The sequence below is a fragment of the Dactylosporangium sp. NPDC049742 genome, from assembly GCF_040674675.1.
GTDB classification, from domain to species: domain Bacteria; phylum Actinomycetota; class Actinomycetes; order Mycobacteriales; family Micromonosporaceae; genus Dactylosporangium; species Dactylosporangium maewongense.
Map to the genome: position 1 here is coordinate 104383 of NZ_JBFANF010000027.1, position 22420 is coordinate 126802.

The window sequence follows — 22420 nt, forward strand, 5'->3', positions numbered from 1 at the left end:
GCGCATGTCCGGCGTATGAGTTGGCCTGCCCGCCGGGCAACGCCGCGCCGAAAACCTGATCCCGCAACGCAAGCACGCCTCTTTCGAGTGGAGGAAGTGATTCATGAAGGGTCCGAAGTCCCTGCTGGTCCGGGCGGTCGTCCTGGCCGCCGCGGCCTCCGTGGCGGTCGTCGGCCTCGCCGCGGCCCCGGCCAACGCCGCTGACCTGGGCACGCTCACGCTCACGCCCACCCAGGGCCTGACCACGACCAACCCGGCCCTGTCGGCGCTCACGTCGGCGGCCTGCCCGGCGACGTACGGCACCAACGCCGGCCTCAAGATCGGCAAGGTCGGCAGCGGTGACTACCGCAACCTGGCCCGCGTCGGCGACGAGGGCACCTACGACCAGGCTCCGTTCACCCTCGCGGCGAACCGCGCCCTGGTCGCGGCGTACGGCGGCACCCCGCTCACCAACGGCGACTACGAGATCGCGGTGCTGTGCACCAGCGAGTCGGCCGGTGACCACCCGGACATGTTCCGCACGGTCATCACGGTCACCGGTGAGAACTGGAAGGTGAAGGGCGCGGCCGAGCCGGCCGTCGACACCACCACCTCCCTCGCGGTCTCCCCGGCGAGCCCGCAGGTCGCCGGCACCCCGGTGACCCTGACCGCCACCGTGGCCCCGGCCGCGGCGACCGGCCAGGTCACGTTCAACCGCGGCGCGACCGCGATCGGCACCGCGCCGGTCGTCAACGGCACCGCGACCCTCACGGTCAACAACCTGCCGGTGGGCGCGTTCTCGCTCTCGGCGGCCTTCTCGCCGGCGACGGCGGAGTACAAGGCCTCGGCGTCGGTGAACGTCCCGTTCACCATCACCGCCCCGGCCGGCACCATCACCAAGGAGCAGACGATCACCGGTGACATCGCGCCGGGTCAGTTCTCGCTCAACGTGGCCGGCACCACCGTCGCGCTGACCGGCGGCTCGGTCGGCGGCCAGGCGACCGGCAACCTGAACAAGGCCACCGTCGTGGACCTGCGCGGCACCAACGCCGGCTGGAACCTCGTCGGCCAGGTCAGCGACTTCAGCGGTGCCACCAGCACCATCCCGGGTTCGAACCTCGGCTGGGCCCCGTCGTCCACCAAGGTCAGCGGCTCGGGCGCGGTTGTCACCGGCGCGAACGCGTCCGGCCTCGGCAACCCGTCGACCCTCTGCAAGGGAGGTGTCGGCAGCAGCGCCGGCACGTTCGAGTGCGGCGCCGGCCTGACCCTGGTCATCCCGGACAACGTCGCGCCCGGTGCGTACAGCGCCACCCTGACGCTGACGCTCGCCTGATCGGTTCATCAAGCAGGGTGCGGTCCGTCACGGGCCGCACCCTTGCGTCGTAGGAGGACTTCCGTGCGTCGAATGCTTCTCGTCTTGGCGGTTGCCGCGTCGGTACTGGTAGCGCCCGCTCCCGCGGGGGCCCGCGAGGGCGGCGACCTGCGCTGGGCGGTGACCCCGTCGGGGCCCGAGGGCCCGAACGGCCGCGCCGCCTTCGACTTCGAGGCGAAGCCCGGTGACGTCATCACCGACATGGTCGGCGTCAGCAACCTCAGCGACGCCCCGATCACCTTCACCGTCTACTCCACGGACGCGTTCACCGCGCCCGACGGCGCGTTCGCGCTGCTGACCGGCTCCACCCAGCCGACCGGGATCGGCGCGTGGACGGACCTCACGCCGAAGTCCTACACGGTGCAGCCGAAGAAGCGCGCCGACATCGCCTTCACGCTGCGCGTGCCCACCAACGCGACGCCCGGCGACCACGCCGGCGGGATCGTCGCCTCGGTCATCGAGCGCGAGACGAACCCGCAGGGCCAGCAGGTCAACGTCGACCGCCGCATCGCCGCCCGCATGTACCTGCGGGTCGCCGGACCCGTCCAGCCGCTCGTGCAGGTGTCCTCGCTCGACGTCGACTACGGCTCGCCCGCGCTGCCGTTCGGCACCGGCGACCTCGTCGTCACGTACCGGCTGAAGAACGCCGGCAACGTCCGCGTCCACGGCACCGCCCGGGTCCGCGCCAGCGGGCTGCTCGGCGTCGCCCTCGGCGAGAGCGAGGAGATCACGGTGCCGGAGCTGCTGCCCGGCGCGGAGCTGAGCGTCCAGAAGCGCATCCCGGGCGTCATGTCGCTGGGGCGCCTGACGGCCGCGGTCACGGTCAACGCGGAGGCGAAGGAGGGCCGGCTGCCGATCGCCAGCCGCAGCGCCGCCGTGTGGGCGTCGCCGTGGGGGCTCGTCGGGCTGCTGGTCCTGGTCCTGGGCGCGGTCGCGCTGGTCGTCCGCTGGCGGCTGCGCCGCCGCCTGCTGCGGGCCTGACCGTCACCGCCGGCGCAGGGCCGATTCGGGGATCGGCCCTCGCAGCTGCCGCACGACGGCGGCGCCCCAGCCGAGATGCCACTCGTCGGCCTCGGCGTGGAAGGCGCCGCGCAGCTCGTACCAGTGCAGCCCAGGGTGCCGGTGGTGCACGCTGTGCAGGTTGAACGCCAGCACGAACAGCTCCAGGGGCCGGGGCAGCCGCAGGTTCATCGCCTCCAGCGGCCGCTCCAGCTCCGTGCGGTAGTGGTAGGCGTTGTCGGCGAGCGACACCAGCAGCGCCCGCCCGCCGACGGCGACCGCGAGCATCCACGCGTGCCGCCCGTAGCCCACGGCCGAGCCGGCGTAGGTGACGACCACCGCCAGCGCCTCGACGCGGAAGCGGCGCAGCGTGTCCCGCTTCGAGACCCGCTCGAAGAGCAGCCCGGTGACGGAGTCGAGGGAGTCGGTGCGGCGCACCAGCCACCGCCACCCGGCGGCGGGCACGGCGGCGAGGACCACCGACGCGGCCTCCAGCACGTAGAGGCCGCCGAGCAGGCGCGGGTAGTAGCCGCGGGCGGCGGCGAGCCAGGTGGTGACCGCGGGGTCGTAGACCTCGGTCCGTTCGCGGCGGGTGCGGCTGTACCGGTGGTGCAGCAGATGCCCGGCCTTCAGCAGCGAGAACGGGGCGCCGTAGCCGGTCGCGAGGACCCGGGCGAGGCGGTCGTTCCAGGTCCGGTCGCGCAGGAGGGTGCCGTGGATCCCCTCGTGGATGAGCGACCACAGCGGCACGGTGGTGAGCGCGAGGGGCACGAGCAGCCAGCCCCAGCGCGGGTCGGCGGGCAGCAGCCACACCGGCAGGATCAGCAGTTGCAGCACGAGCGTGCCGGCGGCGGCGGTGGTCAGTACCCCCGTGATCAATGTCTGACGGGCAGCCATGCCCGAAACGTAGCGCCGGTAGGAGAACTCAGCCTGAACTGTCGCGGACGGTCAGTGTGGTGGGGAACGTGCCGTGCCAGCCGGGCCCGGTCTCCCTGCCGAGCAGCGCCCGGGTGGCGGCGGCCGCCATCTCCTCGACCGGCTGGCGGACGGAGGTCAGCGGCGGCGTCGTACACGTGGCGATGAGACTGTCGTCGAAGCCGATGACCGCCACGTCCTCGGGGACCCGCAGGCCCGCGGCGGCGAGCGCCTGCAGCGCCCCGGAGGCCATCAGGTCGCACGCGACGAACAGCGCGTCGATGTCCGGGTGCTCGGCGAGGAGCCGGCGGGTGGTCTCCGCGCCCGACGTCCGGTTGAACTCGCCGGCCTCGCCGGTGATCGGCTCGAGCCCCGCGTCGCGGACGGCGGCGAGGTAGCCCGCGCGGCGGTCGACGGCGTCGGCGATGTGCTCGGGCCCGGGCACGGCCGCGATGCGCTTCCGGCCGTTGCGGTGCAGCAGCTGGACCGCCGCGTACGCCCCCGTCGTGTTGTCCGGCACGATCGACGGCACGGGCGCCGCCGTGCGGCCCATCGACACCACGCGCGGGCAGATCGCGTGGAAGGCGGCGGCGAGCGGGTCGGGCACGTTGACGAGGATCGCGCCGGCGCTCACGGTGTGCGCGACGCGGTCGAGCAGCCGCGGCGCGTCGGCCTGCCCGACGACGTGCACGCGCATCTGCGCCTCGGACCGCCGCAGCCCGTCGACGATCCCGGCGACGACCCGCCCGTAGTAGGGGTTGGTGCCGAAGCACGTCGGCTCGTCGTCGATGACGATGAGCTCGACGACGTCGCCGTGCCCGCGGGCGAGCGCCCGGGCGACCGGGTCGGGCCGGTAGCCGAGCCGCTCGACGGCCCGGTCCACCAGATCGCGGACGTCCGCCGCGACGCGCGGGTTGCCGTTGATGACCCGCGAGACGGTGGCCCGGGACACCCCGGCGGCCTGCGCGACGTCGTCCAGGGTGGGGCGTTTGTGCTGCACCGCACCAACCCTAGCGCCCTGACCCGCCCGGGTGTGCCGCCGGACACCTCGGCGGCCCGGCACGGGCAGGTCCGGGGACGGCGCTGGCACGATTGAACCATGATCAGGCCGTTGCTGGAGGTCATCGCCCTCGACGCCGTGGACGCGCGGCTGGCGCTGGAGGGCGGGGCGGACCGGGTGGAGCTGGTCAGCGACATGGCGGCCGACGGCCTCAGCCCGGCGCCGGCGACCGTGGCCGCGGTCCGGGACGCCGCCGAGCTGCCGGTCCGCGTGATGGTGCGCACCGCCGCGGGCTTCGCCGCCGGCGACGTCCGGGCCCTGCGGCGCACCGCGAAGGACCTCCGGGCGGCCGGCGCCGCCGAGTTCGTCCTGGGCTTCCTCACTCCCGCCGGCGCGGTCGACCTCCCGGCGGTCCTGGCGGTCCTGGAGGTCCTCGACGGCGCGCCGTGGACCTTCCACCGGGCGATCGACCACGCGGCCGACCGGCGCGCCGCCTGGGCCGCGGTCACCGGTCTGCCCGGCCTGGACGCCGTGCTGACCTCGGGCGCACCGACCGGCCTGCCCGACGGCCTCGCCACGATCCTCGCGGAGGCCCCCACCCGCCCGCAGGTCCTCGCCGGCGGCGGCCTGCGGCACGAACACGTCGCCCCGTTGCGGGCGGCCGGGGTGACCGCGTTCCACTCCGGCAGCGCGGTCCGCGAGGGCGGCACCTGGACGACCCCCGTCGACCCCTTCCTGGTGCGCGACCTGCGGCTCACCCTGGACACGCCCCACTTGCCATGATCCCGGACGGTTGCGGCACCTCTGGCCACCGGAACCATCCGGGATCATGGGGGAGCGGTGCCGTCACTGGGTCACAGCGGGCCGGGAGTCGGTGAAGCCGCGCTCGAGGTAGACGGCCAGCCAGATGGTGCCGGTGCCGTCGGCGTAACCTGCCGCCAGGAGATCGCCGGTCGAAGGATCCACGAGGATCCGGTTGACACCGTGCTCGAACGGGCCCCTTTCCAGGGAACTGTCGAGCGGGCCTGTGACGGCGACGCCCCGGCGGCCGGTGGGGTCGGTGGCCTCGCCCTCGCAGACGACGCCGTCGGCGGCAGCGATGAACCTCAGCAACGCGGACCGGGCCGCGGCGTCCAGGATCCGATACCCGTACAGCCCGGAGGCGCTGGCGAGCACCTGCGCTGGTGGGAAGGTGCTTCCCGTGGTGTCGAGCCCGTCGATCAATGAATCCGGGGGCGGGGGTGAGCTCGTTCCCATGAACTCCGGGGGTACGCCCTGGCGCATGTCGACGACGGTCGTACCGACCGTCTGCATCCGCTCCGGGTGGCTCTGAAAGTAGGCCCGCGACGCGTCGTCGGCGAACGTCACCGACTCGATGACCGTGCGTTGACGCACATTCCGGCGGTCGGCGGTGGTCCAGGTGGAATATTCCCCCACGTACTGCACCCAGGCGACCCCGCCAGGCGTCGGCGCCCTGTGGCTGTAGCGTCCTGCGTTTCGCACGTACTCGTACTGGCCGGTGGTTGCCTCATACGGTGCCGCGTGCAGTCCCGCGGCCAGCTCTGCGAGGCAGTCCGACGGCCACACCCTGGGCGCGACGGGACGGTTGGCCGGGGCCCGGTCGAGCACGACGGCCGCGGCCGCCCCGGTCACCGCCACGACCGCGACGGCGGCCGCGACCCCGGCCAGGGCCCGCCGCCGGCGGCGGTCGGGAAGGTGCAGCTCGTAGCTGGTGACGTCGTTGGCGGCCAGCCGCAGCAGCGTCTCCACGTCGCCGGGGCCGACCGGCACGTCTCGGGCGGGGTCGGCGGCAGCCAGTAGGTCGAGGGTGCGCTCGGTCATCGGGTTCCTCCCGTTCGGGTAGGTGCAGAGGGAGGTGCAGGGGCAGGAGTGCCGGCGAGCAGGACGGTGAGGCGACGCCGGGCACGGTGCAGCCGGACCCGTGCCGCGGTCACGCCGCAGCTCAGGACGAGCGCCGCCTCCGCGACGGACAGCTGCTCCCACGCGACGAGCCGGAGGATCTCCTGGTCGTCGTCGGACAGCCGAGTCAGCGCGGCCCGGACCGCGAGGAGCTCGGTGAGGCCGTCGTGCCGGTCGGCGGCCGGGTGGTCGCCGAGGGCACCTGGCGCCGGGGCCGTCCGGCGCGCCCGACGGTGGTTGGCCAGCAGTCGGCGGCCCACCCCGTACAGCCAGGGCAGCGCGGGCTCGGGCACCTCCCCGCGCCGCCGCCAGGCGACGAGGAACACTTCCTGCGCGAACTCCTCCGCTGCGGCGGTCCCGTCGAGCCGGCGCAGACCGTAGCGCACGACGTCGGCGTAGTGGCGGGCGTACACGTCCCGGAACCAGCCGGCGTCGCGGTCGTTTGCGTCGTCCATACCCTTTCTATGTCCCGTCCCCGGGAGGCGTTACAGCAGGCTCCGCAGATATTCGAGATTGTCGGCGGTGCGCTGCTCCAGCGGCACGGCGGTGGAGAAGTCCTCGACGGTGACCCAGCCGTCGTAGCCGTGCGCGGTGAGCGCCGCCAGGTAGCGGCCGACGTGTGCCTGCCCGGTCCGCAGCGGTGCCCAGTCGTGCGCCCAGGTGACCGTGCCGTCGGGGGCCTCGGACACCGGCTGCCACGCGACGTTCTTCACGTGTACGTGCTGCAGGTAGGGCCCGAGCAGCTCGAACGCGGCGCGGTGGTCCTCGTGCCCCTCGATGACGAGGTTGCCGAGGTCGTGGATGACGCCGACGTGCTTCGGGTCGAGCCCGTCGACGAGGCGCATCGCGGCGGACGCCGACGACACGATCGTCTCGTGGTGCAGCTCGATGAGGATCGTGACGCCGTGCTGCTCGGCGAGGCCGGTCGCCCACTCGAGGTCCTTGCGGGTGGCGCCGAACAGGTCCGGGTAGCGGCCGGTCGACAGCAGCGGCATGGTGACCCGGACCCGGCCCGCGCCGAGGATCGCGGTGGCGGCGAGGAGCCGGGCGACGTCGTCGTGCTCGAAGCTGCGCGCGTAGCCGCCGACGCCGGAGAACTCGAGGCCGGCGCCGCGGGTGAGGGCGGCGATCTCCGGCAGCGCCGCCTCCAGGCCGGTCAGCGGCCAGGTGGCCCGGTTGCCCTTCCAGAAGCCGGGCTGGTCGGCGTCATCCTGGTCGACGACGCGCCACTCGACGCCGTCCCAGCCCTGCGCGGCGAGGTGCCGCACGACCTCGTCGGGCGCCCAGTCGGGCGTCGATGCGGTGAAGACCGAGAACCTCACGCCTGAACCTCCTGTGTCGAAACCACCGGCTGCACGTCGTCGTGGACGCCGTCGAGGACCTGGTCGAACAGCACCGGCCGGCCGAGCGTGGCCGCCACGTACACGGCACGCACGGTGGCGAGGGCCAGGAGGCCGTCGGCGACCCGGACTCCCGGCGGGCGCCGCTCGTCGATGGCGTCGACGAGGTCCTGGTACTGGCGCAGGTGCCCGAGCACGAAGCCGTCCGCCGGTTTCGGCGCGCCGTACAGGTCCTCGGCGGCGACGAGGTCGGCGGCGGTCTCGCCGGTGTCGGCGCTGTGGAAGTACTCCAGCTGGTCGTCGTGCAGCACCGCCGAGCCGCGGGTGCCGTGCAACTGCAGCCGCACCGGCAGGCCGGGGTGGGCGCTGGTGCTGGCGTGCAGCACGGCGAGCGCGCCGCCGGCGAAGCGGAGCGTGGCGACGGCGAGGTCCTCGACCTCGATCCGTTCGTGCGCGATCCGGGTGGTGCGGGCGGTGACCTCGACCGGCGGGCCGAGCAGCGCCAGCATCTGGTCGACGAGGTGGATGCCCTGGTTGGCGACGGCGCCGCCGCCGTCGAACTCCCACGTGCCGCGCCAGTCGGCGGAGTCGTAGTAGGCCTGGTCCCGCCACCACGGCATGGACACGACCGCGGACGTGAGCCGGCCGAGCCGGCCATCCCGCGCGGCCCGCCGCACGGCGACCATCGCCGGGTCGAACCGGTGCTGGCTGACGACGGCGCAGACGAGCCCGCGCTGCTCGGCCTCCGCGGCGACCTTCGCGAACGCGCGGGCCTTCGGCAGCGACACGTCCAGGGGCTTCTCGACGAAGAGGTGCGCGCCGGACCGCAGGGTCTCCTCGGCGGCCTCGACGTGCAGGCCGCTGGGCGTGCAGATCGCGACGAGGTCCACCCGCTCGGCGGCGAGCGCGGCACCCAGGGTGCGGTGGCAGGACGGCGGCGGGTCGATCCGGGCGGCCAGGGCCGCGTTCGCGGCGTCGACCGCGTCGACCAGGGCCACGATCCGTAGCCGGGGATGGCGCAGGATCGCGTCGGCGTGGTTGCCGCCGATGATGCCGCTGCCGACGATCGCCACGTTGATCAGGTCTGTCATTTCACTCCCCCGGCGGTCAGGCCGCCGACCAGGAACCGTTGGAACACCAGGTACAACACCACCACCGGCAGCGCGCAGATCAGCGCGGAGGCCATCAGCTGCCCGTAGACCGGGATGGCACCACCCTCCTGGGTGGCGCCGAACACCTGCAGGGCCACCGCGACGGTGCGGCTGTCGGGGTTGGTCATCACGGAGGCGAACAGCACGTCGTTCCACCCGAGGAGGAACGCGAAGATGCTCGCCACGACGAGGCCGGGCCAGCTGAGCGGGATGATGATCGAGCGCAGGATCCGCCACGAGGAGGCGCCGTCGAGGCGGGCGGCCTCGTCGAGCTCCGTGGGCAGCCCCCGCAGGTACGTCACCATGACCCACGTCGAGAACGGCAGCGCGAACGTCAGGTACGTGACGAACAGCGCCCACCGGGTGCCGATGACCTGCACGCCGAGGACCGCGGACAGGTTCGCGAACAGCACGAACACCGGCAGCAGCATCAGCGTGCCGGGGATCGACTGCAGTGCCAGGAGCCCGCGCAGGATCAGGCCGCGGCCGAGGAACTGGAACCGCACGAGGACGTACGCGGTGGCGACGGCGACGAGAGCGGACACCACGGCGACGCTGCCGGCGACGATCACGCTGTTGCCGAGGCCGGCGCCGAGGTCGACGGTCGACCAGATCTTGCTGTAGTTGTCCAGGTGCAGGCTCTTCGGCCAGAACGCGCCGCGGGCGACGGCGAGATCGTCGTTGACGGACGCGAACAGCATGTACAGCACCGGCGTCAGCACGAACACCAGCAGGACCGCGATGACCACCGCCTGCACGCTTCTCGGCAGGAGCCGCTGTACGTCAGTCCTCATGCTGGTTCAGCCTCACCGCGCGCAGGTACACCGACAGAGGGATCGCCACCAGGACCAGCGACAGCACGGCCATGGCGGCGCTGAGCCCGAACCGGAAGTTCTGGAAGCTCTCGACGTAGGTCAGCACGGGCAGCACCTCGACGTCGTGCGGGGCGGGCACCCCGAACAGCACGTACGGCAGCGTGAAGCTGTTGAGGTTGTGCAGGAACGCGATGATGAGCGCCAGGGCGAGGACGCCGCGCAGGTGCGGGAAGACCACGTGGCGCAGCTTCGCCCACCAGCCGGCGCCGTCCAGCGCGGCCGCCTCGTGCACCTCCTCGGCGATGCTCTGCAGGCCCGACGCCGCGAGGAGGTACAGCAGCGGCCACGACGTCCAGAGCTGCACGACGACGAGCGTCCAGTAGCTGTCGGGGCCGTTGAGCCACAGGCGCTCGTCGCCGAGCAGCGAGTTCGCCGGGCCGGACGGCATGAGGATCGTGCGCCACACCGTGCCGACGACGAACGCGGGCAGCACGTACGGGATGAGGAACGCCGACCGGACGAGGGCGCGGCCCTTGAACCGCTGCTGGGTGGCGAGGGCCGCGGCGAGCCCGATCGGCAGGGTCGCGACGGTCACCAGCGCCGAGTAGCCGACGGAGACCCAGATGGCGTGCGGCAGGGGCGTGTCGGTGACCGCCTCGACGTAGTTGTCGAGGGCGATGAACGGCGCGCCGGTCCACTCGCGCAGCGTGTACTGGTCGAGGTCGAGCAGGGACACGGTCAGGGCGACGCCGAGCGGCACCAGGATCACCAGGACGAGCAGGACCCCGCCCGGGGTCAGCATCCACAGTGGACGGTGCCGGGGGCGGCGGCGGGCCGGCGGCCCGGGCGTGGTGCCCCGGGCCGCCGGCGGTGCGGCAGTTTCGATCGCCATGAATCTATTTACTCTTGTCCAGCGCGTCCTGCGCGGCCTTCTGGCCGTCGGCGATCAGTTGCTTGAGCTTCGCCTCGTCCAGCTTGCCGTCCTTCAGCGCCGGGATCGACTGCACGACGACGTTGACGAGGGCCAGCTGCACCTGGCTCCACGCGCCGTTGAACGGGGTGCCGCTGGCCTTCGACGCCGAGTCGATGATCGGCGCGAGGGCCGGGTCGGCCTGCAGCTTCTTCGCCGCGGTCGCGTTCGTGGGCAGCTCGCCGAACGTCTTGTAGTACGACTCCTGCTGCTCCGGGCTGGTCAGCAGCTTCACCAGCGCGAGGGCGAGGTCCTTGTTCTTCGTGTACTTCGCCACGACGAGGTTGTCACCCGACAGGATGCTGGTCGCGCCGACGCCTGGTGTACTGGTCTGCCCCGGCGGGACGGTCGGCATGATCGCGTAGGCGTACTTGCCGGCGACCGACGACTTGTCGAGCGTGACCTTCGACGTGGCGGACACCATCGGCAGGAACGCGGCCTTGCCGGCGCCGAAGTCGGCGATCGCCTGGGCGTTCTTCCACCCGACGGCGGCCGGGTTGACGACCTTGTCGGTGGCGAGCCAGCCGAGGTAGGTCTGGTAGGCCTTCAGGGTCACCGGGTCGTTCAGCGACGCCTTCTTGTCCTTGACGAGGGGGTTGCCCGCCTGGACGCTCATCGCCCAGATGAACTTCCACGGGTCGAAGCCGTCGGCGTAGGCGACCGCGAGCCCGTAGGTGTCGCCCTTGGTCAGCTGTTTCGCCTGTACGAGCAGCTCGTCCCAGCTCGTCGCCGGCTTGTCGAGGCCGGCGGCCTTGAGCAGCTCCGTGTTGTAGGCCATGACGAACGGCCGGCTGGTGAACGGGATGCCGACCTGGTGCTCGGCGTCGGGCCCGGAGATGCCGAGGGTCGAGGGCAGGAACGCTTCCTTGCCGCCGAGCTTCTTCCAGTCGTCGTCCTTGAGCTCCAGGAACGCCCCGGTCGCGAAGGCCGTCGGGGTGAACGTGGTGCCGAGGGAGTAGATGTCGGGGCCCTGACCGGACAGCACCGACGTCTGGATCTTCGTCAGCTCGTCGTTGGGCGAGGCGAACGTCTCGAACTTCACCTCGGCGCCGGTCTGCGCCTTGAACTTGTCGTTGATCTCCGTGAACCAGGCGCGCTGCTGGTCGGGGTAGATCGTGTTGGCCTGGACGAGCACGTTGAGCGTCTTGCCGGCGCCGTTGAGGCCCGTCTCGCCCGGTTTGTCGTCGCTGCCGCCGCCGCAGGCGGCTAAGAACAGAAGGCTCGCGGCGATGATGGAAACGCGTTTCATGGGGGTGTCCACTCCTCGTTCACTGGGGGTGTGACGGAGCGCATCGTTGCTGCTGGCGGGCATCTTTCAGTGCTGCTTGGGGCCGGACGCTATCAGCGCCGTCTTTGTGGTGGCAACCGCTTGCCATCGTTTGCCATCATCTGCTTTTCTCATCCCCATGCCCCGTGCGCATCAGTTCGGATCCGGTGACCGGCCCGTCACCATCAACGACATCGCCGCGGCCACGGGGGTCGCCGCGTCGACGGTGTCGCGCGCCCTGAACAACCCCGGCCGGGTCAACCCGGCGACCCGGGAGCGGATCGAGGCCGCGGCCCGCGAGCTGCGCTACGTGCCGAACTCGCAGGCGCGGGCGCTGAGCTCGGGCCGTACCGGAGCGATCGCCGTCCTCGTCTCCGACGTGACGAACCCGTTCTACTTCGGCGTGCTGCGCGGCACCCAGATGCAGCTCAAGGCCGCCGGCTACGCGCAGCTGCTGATCGACACCGAGGACTCCGGCGACCTGGAGGTGGAGCTGCTGCACAAGATGCGCCGCTCCCTGGACGGGGCGATCCTGGCCGCGTCCCGGCTGCCGGACCGGGCGCTGGCGGCGCTCGCCCAGGACATCCCCCTGGTCACCATCAACCGCAACGTCCGCGGCGTGCCGAGCGCGATCATCGACACCCCCGCCGGGATGGGCCAGGCGGCCGAGCACCTCATCTCCCTCGGCCACCGCGACATCGCCTACGTCTCGGGCCCCGAACGCTCCTGGCCCAACGAGGCCCGCTGGCACGCCGTCCGGGCGGTCGCGGCCCGGCACCGGCTGACCTTCACCCGCGTCGGCCCCTTCCCCTCCGGCCGCCGCTCCGGCTCCGCCGCCGCCGACGCGGTCCTCAACACCGGCGCGACCGCCTGCATCGTCTTCAACGACCTGCTCGCCATCGGCATCCTGCAACGGCTGCGGGAGCGGGAGGTCAGGGTGCCGGAGGACCTGAGCGTGGTCGGCTGCGACGACATCTTCGGCGCCGACTTCTGCCACCCGCCGCTGACCACCCTCACCGCACCGATCGAGCAGGCGGGCCGGGTCGCGGTGTCGATGCTGCTGTCCCGCCTCGACCCGTCCGCCCCAGCAATGCGCCAGTCGGTGATGCTCCCCGTCCACCTCACCGTCCGCGGCTCGACCGGAGCTGTCTCCCGCTGATTCCCGCCAGTAGCCTTCGGCTATAGCTCGCCTCCCCACCGCTGCCGCGGCGGGGCCCGCCGGGGGATTCTCACCCCGGACCCCCAATGCTCGCTGCGCTCGCACAGCCAGCGCTCCGCGCGGCCGGATCGCGCATCCGCGCCCATCCCGTGCCCACCCTCCGCGGCGGCCGGGCGGTGGCTTCTCATGATCCGGAAGACTTTGTGTCGCTATAACAGCACAAAGTCTTCCGGATCACGGAAAGAGGTCGGGGGTGGCCCGCCGTGCGGGCTGGCGTCGGGCCTTCGGGTGATCTCGAATCGTTCTGGTTGCCAGGGCCACTGAAACCGTTCGGGATCATTCCGCGGTGGCCTGTTTCTCGTGATCCGGAAGGGAAATTGTCGCCAGGGCAACCACAACTCTTCCGGATCACGGAAACGGAGGTCGGGGTGGCCCGCCGTGTGGGCTGGCTTCGGCCCTTCGGGTGATCCCGAATCGTTCTGGTTGCCAGGGCCGCTGAAACCGTTCGGGATCATGTTGCGGGCCTGGTTCTCATGATCCGGAAGAGTTTGTGTCGCTATAACAGCACAAAGTCTTCCGGATCACGGAAAACGGAGGTCGGGGGTGGTCCGCCGTGTGGGCTGGCTTCGGGCCTGTCCGTGATCCTGAATCGTTCTGGTTGTCAGGGCCGCTGAAGCCGTTCGGGATCGTTCCGCGGTGGCCTGTTTCTCGTGATCCGGAAGAGAAATTGTCGCCAGGGCAACAACAACTCTTCCGGATCATGGAAAGAGGTCAGGGTGCCCGCCGTGTGGGCTGGCGTAGGGGCTTTCCGTGATCCCGGATCGGCGCGTGTCTGTCGCGGGCGGGGCTAGGCGAGGGTGGGGTCTTTCCAGCCTCGGGAGTAGATGACGGCGAGCTTCTTCTCGAGGGCCTGGCGGAGGTCGATGCCCATGGTGTGGGCGGTGACGAAGGCGGTCAGCACGACGTCGGCGAGCTCCTCCTCGACGTCGCTGAAAGGGCCTGAGCGGCGGGCCATTCCCGCGTGCCGGCGGACCGCGCCGACGAACTCGCCGACCTCCTCGGCGAGGGCCAGGGTCTGCCGCAGCTGCGGCGACTCCGTGAAGCCGGCCGCGTCCAGGTGGGCGGCGACGTCGGCGGCGGTCGAGGGCAGGTCGTTCAATGCGAATGACACACCGCACCCTAACCTTCTACGGTCTCCAGGTGCCCGACCGTCATGCCGTCCGCGCCCTCTTCGATGCCGACACGATCACCGTCTACCAGGCCTACAGCCCGGCCATCGCGCTGCCTGCCGTGGACGCGCAGCGGTTCGTGCCGCCGTTCAAGCGTGACAGGATGACCTGGGTCAAGCCGTCGTTCCTGTGGATGATGTACCGCAGCGGCTGGGCCACCAAGGAAGGCCAGGAGCGCGTGCTGGCGGTCCGGCTGCGCCGCACAGGGTTCGACGCGGCCGTGGCGGAGGCCTGCTTGAGCCACTACGTGCCGGACCTCCACGAGAGCCGCCAGGCCTGGTCGCGGGCCCTGCGCACGAGCCCCGTCCGGGTCCAGTGGGACCCGGAGCGCGACCTGCACCTGCGTCCCCTGGAGCACCGTTCGCTGCAGCTCGGCCTGAGCGGGCCCGCCGTCCACCGGTACGTGGACGAGTGGACCGTCGAGATCCGCGACGTCACGCCGCTGGCGCACGAGATCCACGCCCTGGTCAAGGACCGCGCGCTGGAGGAGGCCGCGGCCCTGCTGCCGCCCGAGCGGCCCTATCAGTAGGCGGCGGCGTCCGGGTGGGCGGCGGCCCAGGCGGCACCGATCAGGGCGGCGTGCTCCGTGTCCGAGACCGGGCGGGCCGGGAGGCTGAGGGCGAGCGCCGGCTCGATCAGGTCCCAGGCGCCGGTCATCGAGCCGCCGAAGACGACCACCTCGGCGTCGAAGCGGGTGAGCCACTCCGTCAGCAGCAGGCCGAGGGCGCCGAACGCGGTGTCGATCACGGTCTGGGCGGCGGCGTCCAGCTCGCGGGCGCGGACGGCCAGGCCCCGCATGCCGTCCACGTCCACGCCGGTGGCTTCGCGGTACGCGCGGATGAGCGCACGGTCGGAGACGACGTCCTCCAGCTCGACCCCGTCGATGGTGCAGAAGTGCACCTCGCCGTCGGGCGGGACGGTCGGGCCGGTGGTGACGACGCTGCCGTCGGCGAGCCATGCGGAGCCGATCCCGGTGCCGAGGGTGATGGCGACGCAGCGGGACGCGCCCTTGGCGGCGCCGTCGACCCACTCGCCGAGCAGGAAGGCGTCGGCGTCGTTGACGAACGTGAAGGCGCCGGGTGTGGCCGGGATGGCGTGCGCGAGCGCGGCGCGCAGGTCCAGGCCGTGCAGGCTGTCGAACTTGCCGACGCCCTCGTGCAGGGACACGCCGGTGCGGTAGTCGAACGGGCCCGGCATCGCGATCGCCCAGCGGTCGCCGGCCTGCGGGTCGAGGAGCTTCGCGGCGCCGGCGAGGGCGTCGACGATGCCGTCGGCGGACAGGGCCGGGTCGAGCGGGTGGCGCTGCCGCTGGATCACCTGCCGGTCGTCCAGCAGCACGCCGGCGGCGGTGACGTGGCTGCCCCCGACCTCGAGGACCCAGATCGGCCGGGTGTCGGCGTCGGAAGAGGGCAAGTGCACGGCGTAACGTTAGCGCACCCATGATCGACGGATCATGAGCTACCACCGCCGAAGGGGGAAGCCGTGGAACACGACCCGAACCGGTTGCTCGGTCCGGACGGTGGCCTGCCCGAGTCCGTGCCGCCGTGGCCGGCCCGCGACGCCCTGCGGATCACCAGGGTCCGGCCGATCGTCACGGCGCCGGAGGGCCTGCCGCTGGTCGTCGTCAAGGTCGAGACGACGGAGCCGGGGCTGTACGGGCTGGGCTGCGCGACGTTCACCCAGCGGTACGCGGCGGTGGCGGCGGCGGTCAGCGAGCACGTCGGCCCCCTCGCCGTGGGGCGGCACCCGGCCGACATCGAGGACATCACCCGCACGGTGCACTTCTCGTCGTACTGGCGCAACGGGCCGGTCCTCAACAACGCCCTGTCGGGCCTGGACCAGGCGCTGTGGGACATCGCCGGGAAGCGGGCCGGGCTGCCGGTGCACGAGCTGCTCGGCGGGCGGGTCCGCGGCGGCGTCGAGGTCTACACGCACGCGTCCGGCGCCGACACCGGCGAGGTGCTCGACGAGGCGGAGCGGCTCATCGCCCTCGGGTACCGCTGCATCCGCATCCAGCGGGCGGAGCCCGGCCTCGGCAGCTACGGCCACGCGGGGACGGGCGGGCACTACCCGGACTCGCCGAACCCGGACGGCTGGGACCCGGAGCGCTACCTGCGGGGCACCCCGTCGCTGTTCGAGGCGGCCCGCGAGCGGCTCGGCACGGGCGTCAACCTCATGCACGACGTCCACAGCCGCCTCTCCCCGAAGCAGGCGGTCGTCCTAGCGCGGGCCCTGGAGCCGTACGGGCTGTCGTTCCTGGAGGACCCGATCCCGTCGGAGCTCTACGACCGGCTGCCGGAGATCCGCGCCGCGTCGCCGGTGCCGCTGGCCGTCGGGGAGCAGGTGAGCTCGGTCGCCGACGCGGCCCGGCTGATCCGCGACGGCGGCGTCGACCTCATCCGCCTGCACACGTCCGCGGTCGGCGGGCTCACCCCGACGCGGAAGCTGGCGGCGCTCGCCGAGCTGTGCGGGGTGCGGACCGCGTTCCACTCCCCGGCGGACGTGTCGCCGGTCGGCGTCGCGGCGAACCTCGCGGTCGACATCTCCAGCCACGCGTTCGGGTTCCAGGAGTCGCACGAGTACAACGAGGCCACCCACGACGTGTTCCCCGGCTGCCCCGACGTGACCAAGGGCTACATGTACCCGTCGGACCGGCCCGGCTGGGGCGTGGACGTCGACGAGGCCGAGGCGGCGAAGTACCCGCCGACGAAGTTCCTCTTCGACCGGTGGGCCGCCGTCGTCCGCCGCCCGGACGGCTCGCTGGAGGCGCCGTGAGGATCGTCGTCACGGGCGCCGGGGGCAACATCGGCCGGGCCACGGTCGCCCGCCTGCGCGCCGCCGGTGCCGACGTCGTCGCCCTGTCCCTGGAGCCCGTCACCTTCCCTGATGTCGTTTCCGGCGTCGGTACCGCCAATGCCCCGGACGCACGTACCGGGGTCGACGGCGGCGGCCCGTCGAAGGCCGCCGGGACGGCCGGCGACCCAGAGGCGCGCGACGGGGCCGGTGGCCGCGTCGACGTGGTCATCGGATCGGCCGGGGACCCGGACGTCGTCGCGGCGGCCTTCGACGCGCCGGTCGACGCCGTCATCCACCTGGCCGCGATCCCCGCGCCGACCCTCGGCACCGGCCTGGAGGTGTTCGGCGGCAACACCCGGGCCACGTTCGTGGTGCTCGACGAGGCCGCCCGCCGCGGGGTCCGCCGGGCCGTCCTGGCCAGCAGCTACGCGCTGCTCGGGATGCCGTTCTCGCCGCACGACCTGCACCCGCCGTACTACCCGCTCGACGAGGCCGCCCCGCCGCAGATCGAGGACCCGTACGCGCTGTCGAAGCTCGTCGACGAGCTGACCGGCGAGATGTTCCACCGCCGTGACGGCATGGACGTCGTCGCGCTGCGGTTCCCGTTCACCGGCGACACGGACCGGCTCGCGAAGGCGGCCGCCGACCTGCGCGCCGACCCGGCGAAGGGCGCCCGGAACTCGTGGGCGTACCTGCACGTCGACGACGCCGCCGAGGCCGCGTGGCTGGCCGCGACCGTGCCGCTGACCGGGTTCCACCGGTGCTTCGTCGCCGCGCCGGAGACGTTCTGCGACACGCCGACCGAGGAGCTGATCGCCACCTACCACCCGGGCGTGCCGGTCCGGTCGCCGATCCCGGGCCGGCGGGTCCCGATCGACACCGGCGCCGCGTCGCGGCTGCTCGGGTTCACGCCATCACGGGGTACGGCGTCGTCTTCGCCCCGGTGACCAGTTCCTGGAAGAATGCGGTCGTGACGAGGGCCCGGTCCGCGTACCGGCGCATCACCGCGGCGGCGGCGGGCGGGCCCAGGAACGGTGCCTCGCCGCGGAGCACGGCGGCGCGGTCCGCGTCGCCGCGGAACTCCTCCGCCAGCCAGGTGGCCAGGTGCCCGGTGGTGTACCGCAGGTCGTAGTCGGCGTGCTCGCGCAGCCAGGCGCGCTCCGGGCCGGTCAGGTCGAAGCCCTCGTGCAGGGCCAGGCCGTAGTCCGCGAGGTACACCTGCCGGCCGTCGGTCAGGATGTTGTCGAAGTGCCCGTCGAAGTGCCACAGCCCGGCGCCGTTCATGAACGCGATCGCGTCCCGCAGCTGGGCGTCGACGTCGGGCGCCGTCTCCGGCCGCTCCTTGAGGTGCTCGTGCACGGTCCGGGGGAGGCGCTCGAGGAAGAGCACCAGCCGCGCCGGGGCGTCCTGGAGCTGCGTCAGCCGGAGTCGTACGGACGGCGCGTCACCCCAGTAGGCGACCCGCTCCTCGATGTCGACGCGCTCCCACGCGAAGCCCGCCGGCAGGACCCGCCAGTGGTGCAGCAGCGGGAACGCCGGGTGCCGCCCGGCGAGCACCCACCCGGTCGTGACGCGGTGCGCGGCGAGCTCCCGCCACACGCCGAAGCCGGTCGAGCCGACCCCGTACTGGCAGTACATCGGCAGCCCGAACAGGTTCGCGGTGGAGTGCGGGTGCGCCAGGTCCAGCTCGGTGACCGGCACCTGCTTGACGAACACCGGCACCCCGCCGACGTCGAGCGTCGCCGTCCGCCCGCCGATGCCGACCGCGTCCGGCCGCGCGTCGTCCAGCATCGCCGCGACCGCGGCGTCGCTGAGCAGCGCCAGCCGCGAGGACACCCGCTCGTGCCGCTCGGCCCGGCTCATCGCAGGATCCCGGCCGCGTCGCGCAGCCAGCGGGCGTCGGCCTCGGCGCAGGCGGGGGACTGGTGCACCGACTGGGCGAAGTTGTGCTCGAGTCCGGGCTCCGTCCGGTGTACGACCGGCACCCCGGCCTGCCGGAGGCGCTGCGCGTACTGGTCGCCGCCGTCGCGGAGCGGGTCGTGCTCGCAGGTGACGACGAGCGCCGGGGGCATGCCGGTGAGGTCCTCGGAGAGGGGGTCCGGCGCCGCCCCGGGCGCCCACCAGCCGATCCACTCCCGCAGCTGCGCGACGTCGAGCCCGAAGCCGGCGCCCTTCTCGGCCACGCTGCGGCTGGTGGCGGGGAGCGCGACCTCCGCGACGGGACTCACGAGCAGCTGCCCGTCGACCCGCCCCCGCCTGGCCAGGGCCGCCAGGATCGCGAGGAACCCGCCGGCGGAGTCCCCGGCGAGCGCCACCCTGCCGTCCGGCCGGGTCTTGAGCACGGCGTCCAGGACCGTGAGCACGTCGTCGAAGGCGGCCGGGAACGGGTGCTCCGGCGCCCGCCGGTAGTCCACGGCGACGACCGTCCGTCCGGTGGACGCGGCGATCCGCCGCGCGAAGGCGTCGTGGGTCTCGAGGTCGCCGAGGACGAAGCCACCGCCGTGGGCGAAGACGACCGTGTCGGGGCCGCGCTGCTCGTACCGGCGGATCCCGACCCCGTCGACGGTGCCGTCCGCCACGGGCATCGGCGGCCCGGGCGGGCGCAGGGCGGCCCGTTCGCGGCCGCCCCGGCGCAGCTCGGCGATGGCGTCCTCGCGGTCCTCGCGCATCAGTCGCGGCCCTGCCAGGTGGTGATGCAGACCTCGTTGCCCTCGACGTCGGCGAGGATCCAGTACGCGGGGGCCGCCGCCTCGGACACGAGGACGCCGCCGGCGGCGAGGGCGGCGGCGATGCGGTCCGCCGCCGCGTCGTGCGGGACGCTGATGTCGAGGTGGATCCGGTTGCGCTCGACGCGCGGCTTGTCCATCTGCTGGAACCAGACGGCGGGCCCGAGGCGGTGCGGGTCGACGACGGGCGCGCCGGTGTCGCCCTCGCCGCCTTCCTCGTCCTCGTAGCCGAGCACGGCCTTCCAGAACGGGCGGACCGCCGGGATGTCCATCGCGTCGACGGCGACCTCGATCAGCTGCGCGGCCCGGCCGGTCGCGGGCACGGTGCCCAGGCCGATCTCCCGCAGCGACCCGGTGAGCGCCCGCGCCAGCTCGACGTCACGGGGCGTCACGGCGGCCTCGCCGAGGCTCTGGAGGGTGAGCAGGACGTGGTCGGCCCGCAGGTCGAGCCACAGGTGCCGGTCGGCGTCGTCGCCGGCCGCGGCGGTGCACCTGGCCGCGACCTCGGCGGCCTGCCCGACCGATCCGACGGGCACCATGGTCATGATCGTGCCGAGGACGTACCGCCATCCGACGTCGACGACGGCGTCACTGATCTCCTGCCGGTTCATCCGACCGAATCTAGTCGCTACAGGTAGATGTCGACGCCCTTGCCGTCGGAGAGGCCGGCCGCGACCGCGGTGTTGTGCTTGGTGCCCATGAGCGCGCTGAGCGTGTCGGCCTGCGCGTTGACCTGTGCCTGGGCGGTGGCGGGGTCGACCCCGCGCCCTGCGGCCGGGACGCTCCAGGTGATGGACGATGCGATCGAACCGACGTCCATGCCGTGTCTCCTCTGCTCGCCGAGCTGGTCGTGTCCACATCGGCACCGCCGCCCCGCACTGAAGACGTTCCGCGCCGGCCCTCGGCGGGACCGGCCACCCGCAGGGTCATGCGGAGCGGGTGAGCCGCCACTGGGCGAACAGGCCGGCCGCCGCGGCGGCGAGGATCGCGGCGCCGTACAGCAGGACCGTGGTGAGCAGTCCGAGCGGGGCGACGAGCTGCCCGGCGACGATCGCCGGCACGCCGAAGGACAGGTAGGCGACGATGAACACGGCCGCGAACAGGCCGGCCCGCTGGTGCGTCTCGGCGAGCGGTCCGACGGCCCGCAGCGCCCCGGAGAACGTGGCGCCGAACCCCGCACCCCCGACGATCCCGCCGATCCAGACGAGCGGCAGCACGACGGCGACGATGCCGGTGAGCACGACCGCGGCGCCGAGCAGGACGGCGGTGCCGCCGAACAGGATCGTGCGGCGCGGGTGCTGCCGGCCGAGGGCGTAGCCGGCGACGGCGGCGGCCGCGGGCGGCAGGAACGCGGTCGCGCCGTTGAGCAGGCCGCTGTCGAGGTGGAAGATGTCGCGGACGATCGTCGGGGCGAGGCCCATGAACAGCCCGGCGAACATCCAGCTGGCCAGGTGCACAGGGATCGCGGCGGCGAACTCGCGGCGGGCGGCCCGGGGCACCGTCACCCGCGGCCTGAGCGAGCCGAGCGCGCCGGCGCGGCGGGTCACGGTCTCGCCGGACAGCGCGGCGGTGAGCGTGCCGAGCACCATGATGACGGCGAGCGTGCCGAAGACGATGAGGTTCGCCGAGCCGGTGAACTGCACGGCGGTGCCGGTCAGCAGCGCCCCGAGGCCGAGCCCGCCGGCGGGTGCCGCGCCGGCGACGACCGTGCCGAGGCGCTTGCGGTGCGGCGGCGCCAGCTCGACGAGCGCGGCGGTGAACGCGCTGCTGGCCGCGCCGGTCGCGACGCCCTGCACGACGCGGGCGGCGATCACCCAGCCGATGCCCGGCGCGAACACGAACATGAGCATCGCGACGACCTCGACGCTGAGCGCGCCGACCAGCACTGGGCGGCGGCCGACGTGGTCGGACAGCGAGCCGGCGACGAGCAGCGCCGCGAGCAGCCCCAGCGCGTAGGCGGCGAACGCGACGGTGAGCACCCACGGCGCGAAGCCCCACTCCCGCTCGAACAGCACGAGCAGCGGCGTCGGCGCGCCGGCCGCCAGGTAGAGCGACGCGAACGCGAGACCCGTGCCGGCGAACGCGACCCCGGCGGGCAGCGTGAACGGTCTGGCCAGAGCGGTGGTGGTCATGGCGTACCCCCTAAAGCAAAATCTCTGCGTTAGGCTGAAGCTACGCGCACCGGCGCCGCTTAAAGCAATTATCGTTGCGTTAGGAGCGTCACATGCCCGAGAAGCGCACCGGCGGCCGCAGCGCCGCGGTGCTCGCACAGATCAGGACCGCGGTCGAGGACCTCGTCCGGGAGCGCGGCGCCGAGCGGGTCACCATCCCGATGGTCGCCGAGCGGGCCGGCGTCAACCCGACCTCGATCTACCGGCGGTGGGGCGACCTGCCGACGATGCTCAACGACATCGCCACCTACCGGCTCGACCCCACCCGCCCGCTGCCCGACACCGGCGAGCTGCGGGCCGACCTCGTCGCCTGGGCCGGCGAGATCGTCGAGCACTACGCCAAGCCCGTCAACGCAGCCCTGCTGCGCGGCGGGGCCGCGTCCGCCGGCGAGACGGAGTCCGACTGCCTGCGCAACCGCCGGGCCGAGGCCGTCGTCCTCGCCTCGCGGTCCGGCGCGCCGTTCGCCGCCGACGACATCGTCGACCTGGTCGTCGCCCCGATCATCTACCGCGTGATCTTCCTGCCCTGGACGCTCGCCGACCCGGGCCTCGCCGAGCGGTGCGTCGACCGGCTGCTCGCGACGGGCCGCGCCGCCTGACCGCGAGCTAGG

At 73.0% G+C, this 22420-nt stretch carries 24 protein-coding genes; 8 read left to right on the forward strand and 16 right to left on the reverse strand.

Annotated elements, in window-relative coordinates; genetic code table 11:
• The first annotated feature begins 103 nt into the window (after positions 1 to 103).
• A complete protein-coding gene (locus AB0J72_RS29815; protein WP_363404268.1) occupies positions 104 to 1312 on the forward strand; it encodes an Ig-like domain-containing protein in 1209 nt (402 codons plus the stop codon).
• Between the two features lie 72 nt (positions 1313 to 1384).
• The gene (locus tag AB0J72_RS29820; RefSeq protein WP_363404270.1) at positions 1385 to 2332 is read left to right on the forward strand and encodes a DUF916 domain-containing protein; all 948 of its coding nucleotides are present in this window, start codon (positions 1385 to 1387) and stop codon (positions 2330 to 2332) included.
• A gap of 3 nt (positions 2333 to 2335) precedes the next feature.
• Here AB0J72_RS29820 and AB0J72_RS29825 read toward each other — a convergent pair whose 3' ends face one another.
• Together AB0J72_RS29825 and AB0J72_RS29830 are read right to left on the reverse strand one after the other, a co-directional pair.
• Positions 2336 to 3247 (reverse strand): fatty acid desaturase, encoded by a 912-nt coding sequence (locus tag AB0J72_RS29825; protein WP_363404272.1) that lies wholly within the window; start codon positions 3245 to 3247, stop codon positions 2336 to 2338.
• Between the two features lie 28 nt (positions 3248 to 3275).
• Positions 3276 to 4265, reverse strand: a complete 990-nt coding sequence (locus tag AB0J72_RS29830; protein WP_363404274.1) for a LacI family DNA-binding transcriptional regulator — start codon at positions 4263 to 4265, stop codon at positions 3276 to 3278.
• 99 nt (positions 4266 to 4364) lie between these two features.
• Between AB0J72_RS29830 and AB0J72_RS29835 the strand changes: the two genes are divergently transcribed.
• Positions 4365 to 5048, forward strand: coding sequence for a copper homeostasis protein CutC (locus tag AB0J72_RS29835; protein ID WP_363404276.1), 684 nt, complete (start codon positions 4365 to 4367; stop codon positions 5046 to 5048).
• A 63-nt stretch (positions 5049 to 5111) separates the two neighbouring features.
• Here the strand turns inward: AB0J72_RS29835 and AB0J72_RS29840 are convergent, their stop codons facing one another.
• The 7 genes from AB0J72_RS29840 to AB0J72_RS29870 are packed head-to-tail and all read right to left on the reverse strand — an operon-like array spanning position 5112 to position 11710.
• Positions 5112 to 6107, reverse strand: a complete 996-nt coding sequence (locus tag AB0J72_RS29840) for a hypothetical protein (RefSeq protein ID WP_363404278.1) — start codon at positions 6105 to 6107, stop codon at positions 5112 to 5114.
• Entirely contained in the window at positions 6104 to 6640 is a 537-nt protein-coding gene (locus tag AB0J72_RS29845) for a sigma-70 family RNA polymerase sigma factor (protein WP_363404280.1), read from the reverse strand. The genes AB0J72_RS29840 and AB0J72_RS29845 overlap by 4 nt, the downstream gene beginning before the upstream one ends.
• A 30-nt stretch (positions 6641 to 6670) precedes the next feature.
• On the reverse strand, positions 6671 to 7507 hold the full coding sequence (locus tag AB0J72_RS29850; RefSeq protein WP_363404282.1) for a sugar phosphate isomerase/epimerase: 837 nt from the start codon (positions 7505 to 7507) through the stop codon (positions 6671 to 6673).
• Complete coding sequence (locus AB0J72_RS29855; protein ID WP_363404284.1) at positions 7504 to 8616, reverse strand: Gfo/Idh/MocA family oxidoreductase; 1113 nt, start codon at positions 8614 to 8616, stop codon at positions 7504 to 7506. The genes AB0J72_RS29850 and AB0J72_RS29855 overlap by 4 nt, the downstream gene beginning before the upstream one ends.
• Positions 8613 to 9470: a carbohydrate ABC transporter permease gene (locus AB0J72_RS29860; RefSeq protein WP_363404286.1), complete on the reverse strand. Its 858-nt coding sequence runs from the start codon at positions 9468 to 9470 to the stop codon at positions 8613 to 8615. Before AB0J72_RS29860 ends, AB0J72_RS29855 begins: the two co-directional genes overlap by 4 nt.
• Positions 9460 to 10383 (reverse strand): sugar ABC transporter permease, encoded by a 924-nt coding sequence (locus tag AB0J72_RS29865; RefSeq protein WP_363404288.1) that lies wholly within the window; start codon positions 10381 to 10383, stop codon positions 9460 to 9462. Before AB0J72_RS29865 ends, AB0J72_RS29860 begins: the two co-directional genes overlap by 11 nt.
• 4 nt (positions 10384 to 10387) lie before the next feature.
• Positions 10388 to 11710, reverse strand: coding sequence for an extracellular solute-binding protein (locus AB0J72_RS29870; protein WP_363404290.1), 1323 nt, complete (start codon positions 11708 to 11710; stop codon positions 10388 to 10390).
• A 157-nt stretch (positions 11711 to 11867) separates the two neighbouring features.
• Here AB0J72_RS29870 and AB0J72_RS29875 point away from each other — a divergent pair, with 157 nt between their 5' ends.
• Positions 11868 to 12887, forward strand: coding sequence for a LacI family DNA-binding transcriptional regulator (locus tag AB0J72_RS29875; RefSeq protein ID WP_363404292.1), 1020 nt, complete (start codon positions 11868 to 11870; stop codon positions 12885 to 12887).
• 847 nt (positions 12888 to 13734) lie between these two features.
• Here AB0J72_RS29875 and AB0J72_RS29880 read toward each other — a convergent pair.
• Positions 13735 to 14058, reverse strand: a complete 324-nt coding sequence (locus AB0J72_RS29880; RefSeq protein WP_363404294.1) for a MazG nucleotide pyrophosphohydrolase domain-containing protein — start codon at positions 14056 to 14058, stop codon at positions 13735 to 13737.
• Between AB0J72_RS29880 and AB0J72_RS29885 the strand changes: the two genes are divergently transcribed.
• Positions 14052 to 14645 (forward strand): DUF4291 domain-containing protein, encoded by a 594-nt coding sequence (locus AB0J72_RS29885; protein WP_363404296.1) that lies wholly within the window; start codon positions 14052 to 14054, stop codon positions 14643 to 14645. The two genes, AB0J72_RS29880 and AB0J72_RS29885, sit on opposite strands and share 7 nt — an antisense overlap.
• Here AB0J72_RS29885 and AB0J72_RS29890 read toward each other — a convergent pair.
• A complete protein-coding gene (locus AB0J72_RS29890) occupies positions 14639 to 15535 on the reverse strand; it encodes an ROK family protein (RefSeq protein ID WP_363404298.1) in 897 nt (298 codons plus the stop codon). The genes AB0J72_RS29885 and AB0J72_RS29890 overlap by 7 nt on opposite strands.
• Before the next feature lie 63 nt (positions 15536 to 15598).
• Between AB0J72_RS29890 and AB0J72_RS29895 the strand changes: the two genes are divergently transcribed.
• Both AB0J72_RS29895 and AB0J72_RS29900 read left to right on the forward strand, forming a co-directional pair.
• Complete coding sequence (locus AB0J72_RS29895) at positions 15599 to 16891, forward strand: enolase C-terminal domain-like protein (RefSeq protein WP_363404300.1); 1293 nt, start codon at positions 15599 to 15601, stop codon at positions 16889 to 16891.
• Positions 16888 to 17859 carry an NAD(P)-dependent oxidoreductase gene (locus AB0J72_RS29900; RefSeq protein WP_363404302.1) on the forward strand — a complete coding sequence of 324 codons (972 nt, stop codon included), beginning with the start codon at positions 16888 to 16890 and terminating at the stop codon, positions 17857 to 17859. Before AB0J72_RS29895 ends, AB0J72_RS29900 begins: the two co-directional genes overlap by 4 nt.
• On the opposite strand, the gene AB0J72_RS29905 is transcribed toward AB0J72_RS29900, so the two are convergent.
• The 5 genes from AB0J72_RS29905 to AB0J72_RS29925 all read right to left on the reverse strand — a co-directional run bounded on the left by AB0J72_RS29905 (position 17819) and on the right by AB0J72_RS29925 (position 21770).
• On the reverse strand, positions 17819 to 18775 hold the full coding sequence (locus AB0J72_RS29905; RefSeq protein WP_363404304.1) for a hypothetical protein: 957 nt from the start codon (positions 18773 to 18775) through the stop codon (positions 17819 to 17821). The two genes, AB0J72_RS29900 and AB0J72_RS29905, sit on opposite strands and share 41 nt — an antisense overlap.
• On the reverse strand, positions 18772 to 19581 hold the full coding sequence (locus AB0J72_RS29910) for an alpha/beta hydrolase (RefSeq protein ID WP_363404306.1): 810 nt from the start codon (positions 19579 to 19581) through the stop codon (positions 18772 to 18774). The genes AB0J72_RS29905 and AB0J72_RS29910 overlap by 4 nt, the downstream gene beginning before the upstream one ends.
• The gene (locus AB0J72_RS29915; protein ID WP_363404308.1) at positions 19581 to 20249 is read right to left on the reverse strand and encodes a VOC family protein; all 669 of its coding nucleotides are present in this window, start codon (positions 20247 to 20249) and stop codon (positions 19581 to 19583) included. Before AB0J72_RS29915 ends, AB0J72_RS29910 begins: the two co-directional genes overlap by 1 nt.
• Before the next feature lie 17 nt (positions 20250 to 20266).
• A complete protein-coding gene (locus AB0J72_RS29920; protein WP_363404310.1) occupies positions 20267 to 20458 on the reverse strand; it encodes a hypothetical protein in 192 nt (63 codons plus the stop codon).
• A 106-nt stretch (positions 20459 to 20564) separates the two neighbouring features.
• Complete coding sequence (locus AB0J72_RS29925; protein WP_363404312.1) at positions 20565 to 21770, reverse strand: MFS transporter; 1206 nt, start codon at positions 21768 to 21770, stop codon at positions 20565 to 20567.
• A 92-nt stretch (positions 21771 to 21862) separates the two neighbouring features.
• Here AB0J72_RS29925 and AB0J72_RS29930 point away from each other — a divergent pair, with 92 nt between their 5' ends.
• Positions 21863 to 22408 (forward strand): TetR/AcrR family transcriptional regulator, encoded by a 546-nt coding sequence (locus tag AB0J72_RS29930; protein ID WP_363404313.1) that lies wholly within the window; start codon positions 21863 to 21865, stop codon positions 22406 to 22408.
• The last annotated feature ends 12 nt before the right edge of the window (positions 22409 to 22420 follow it).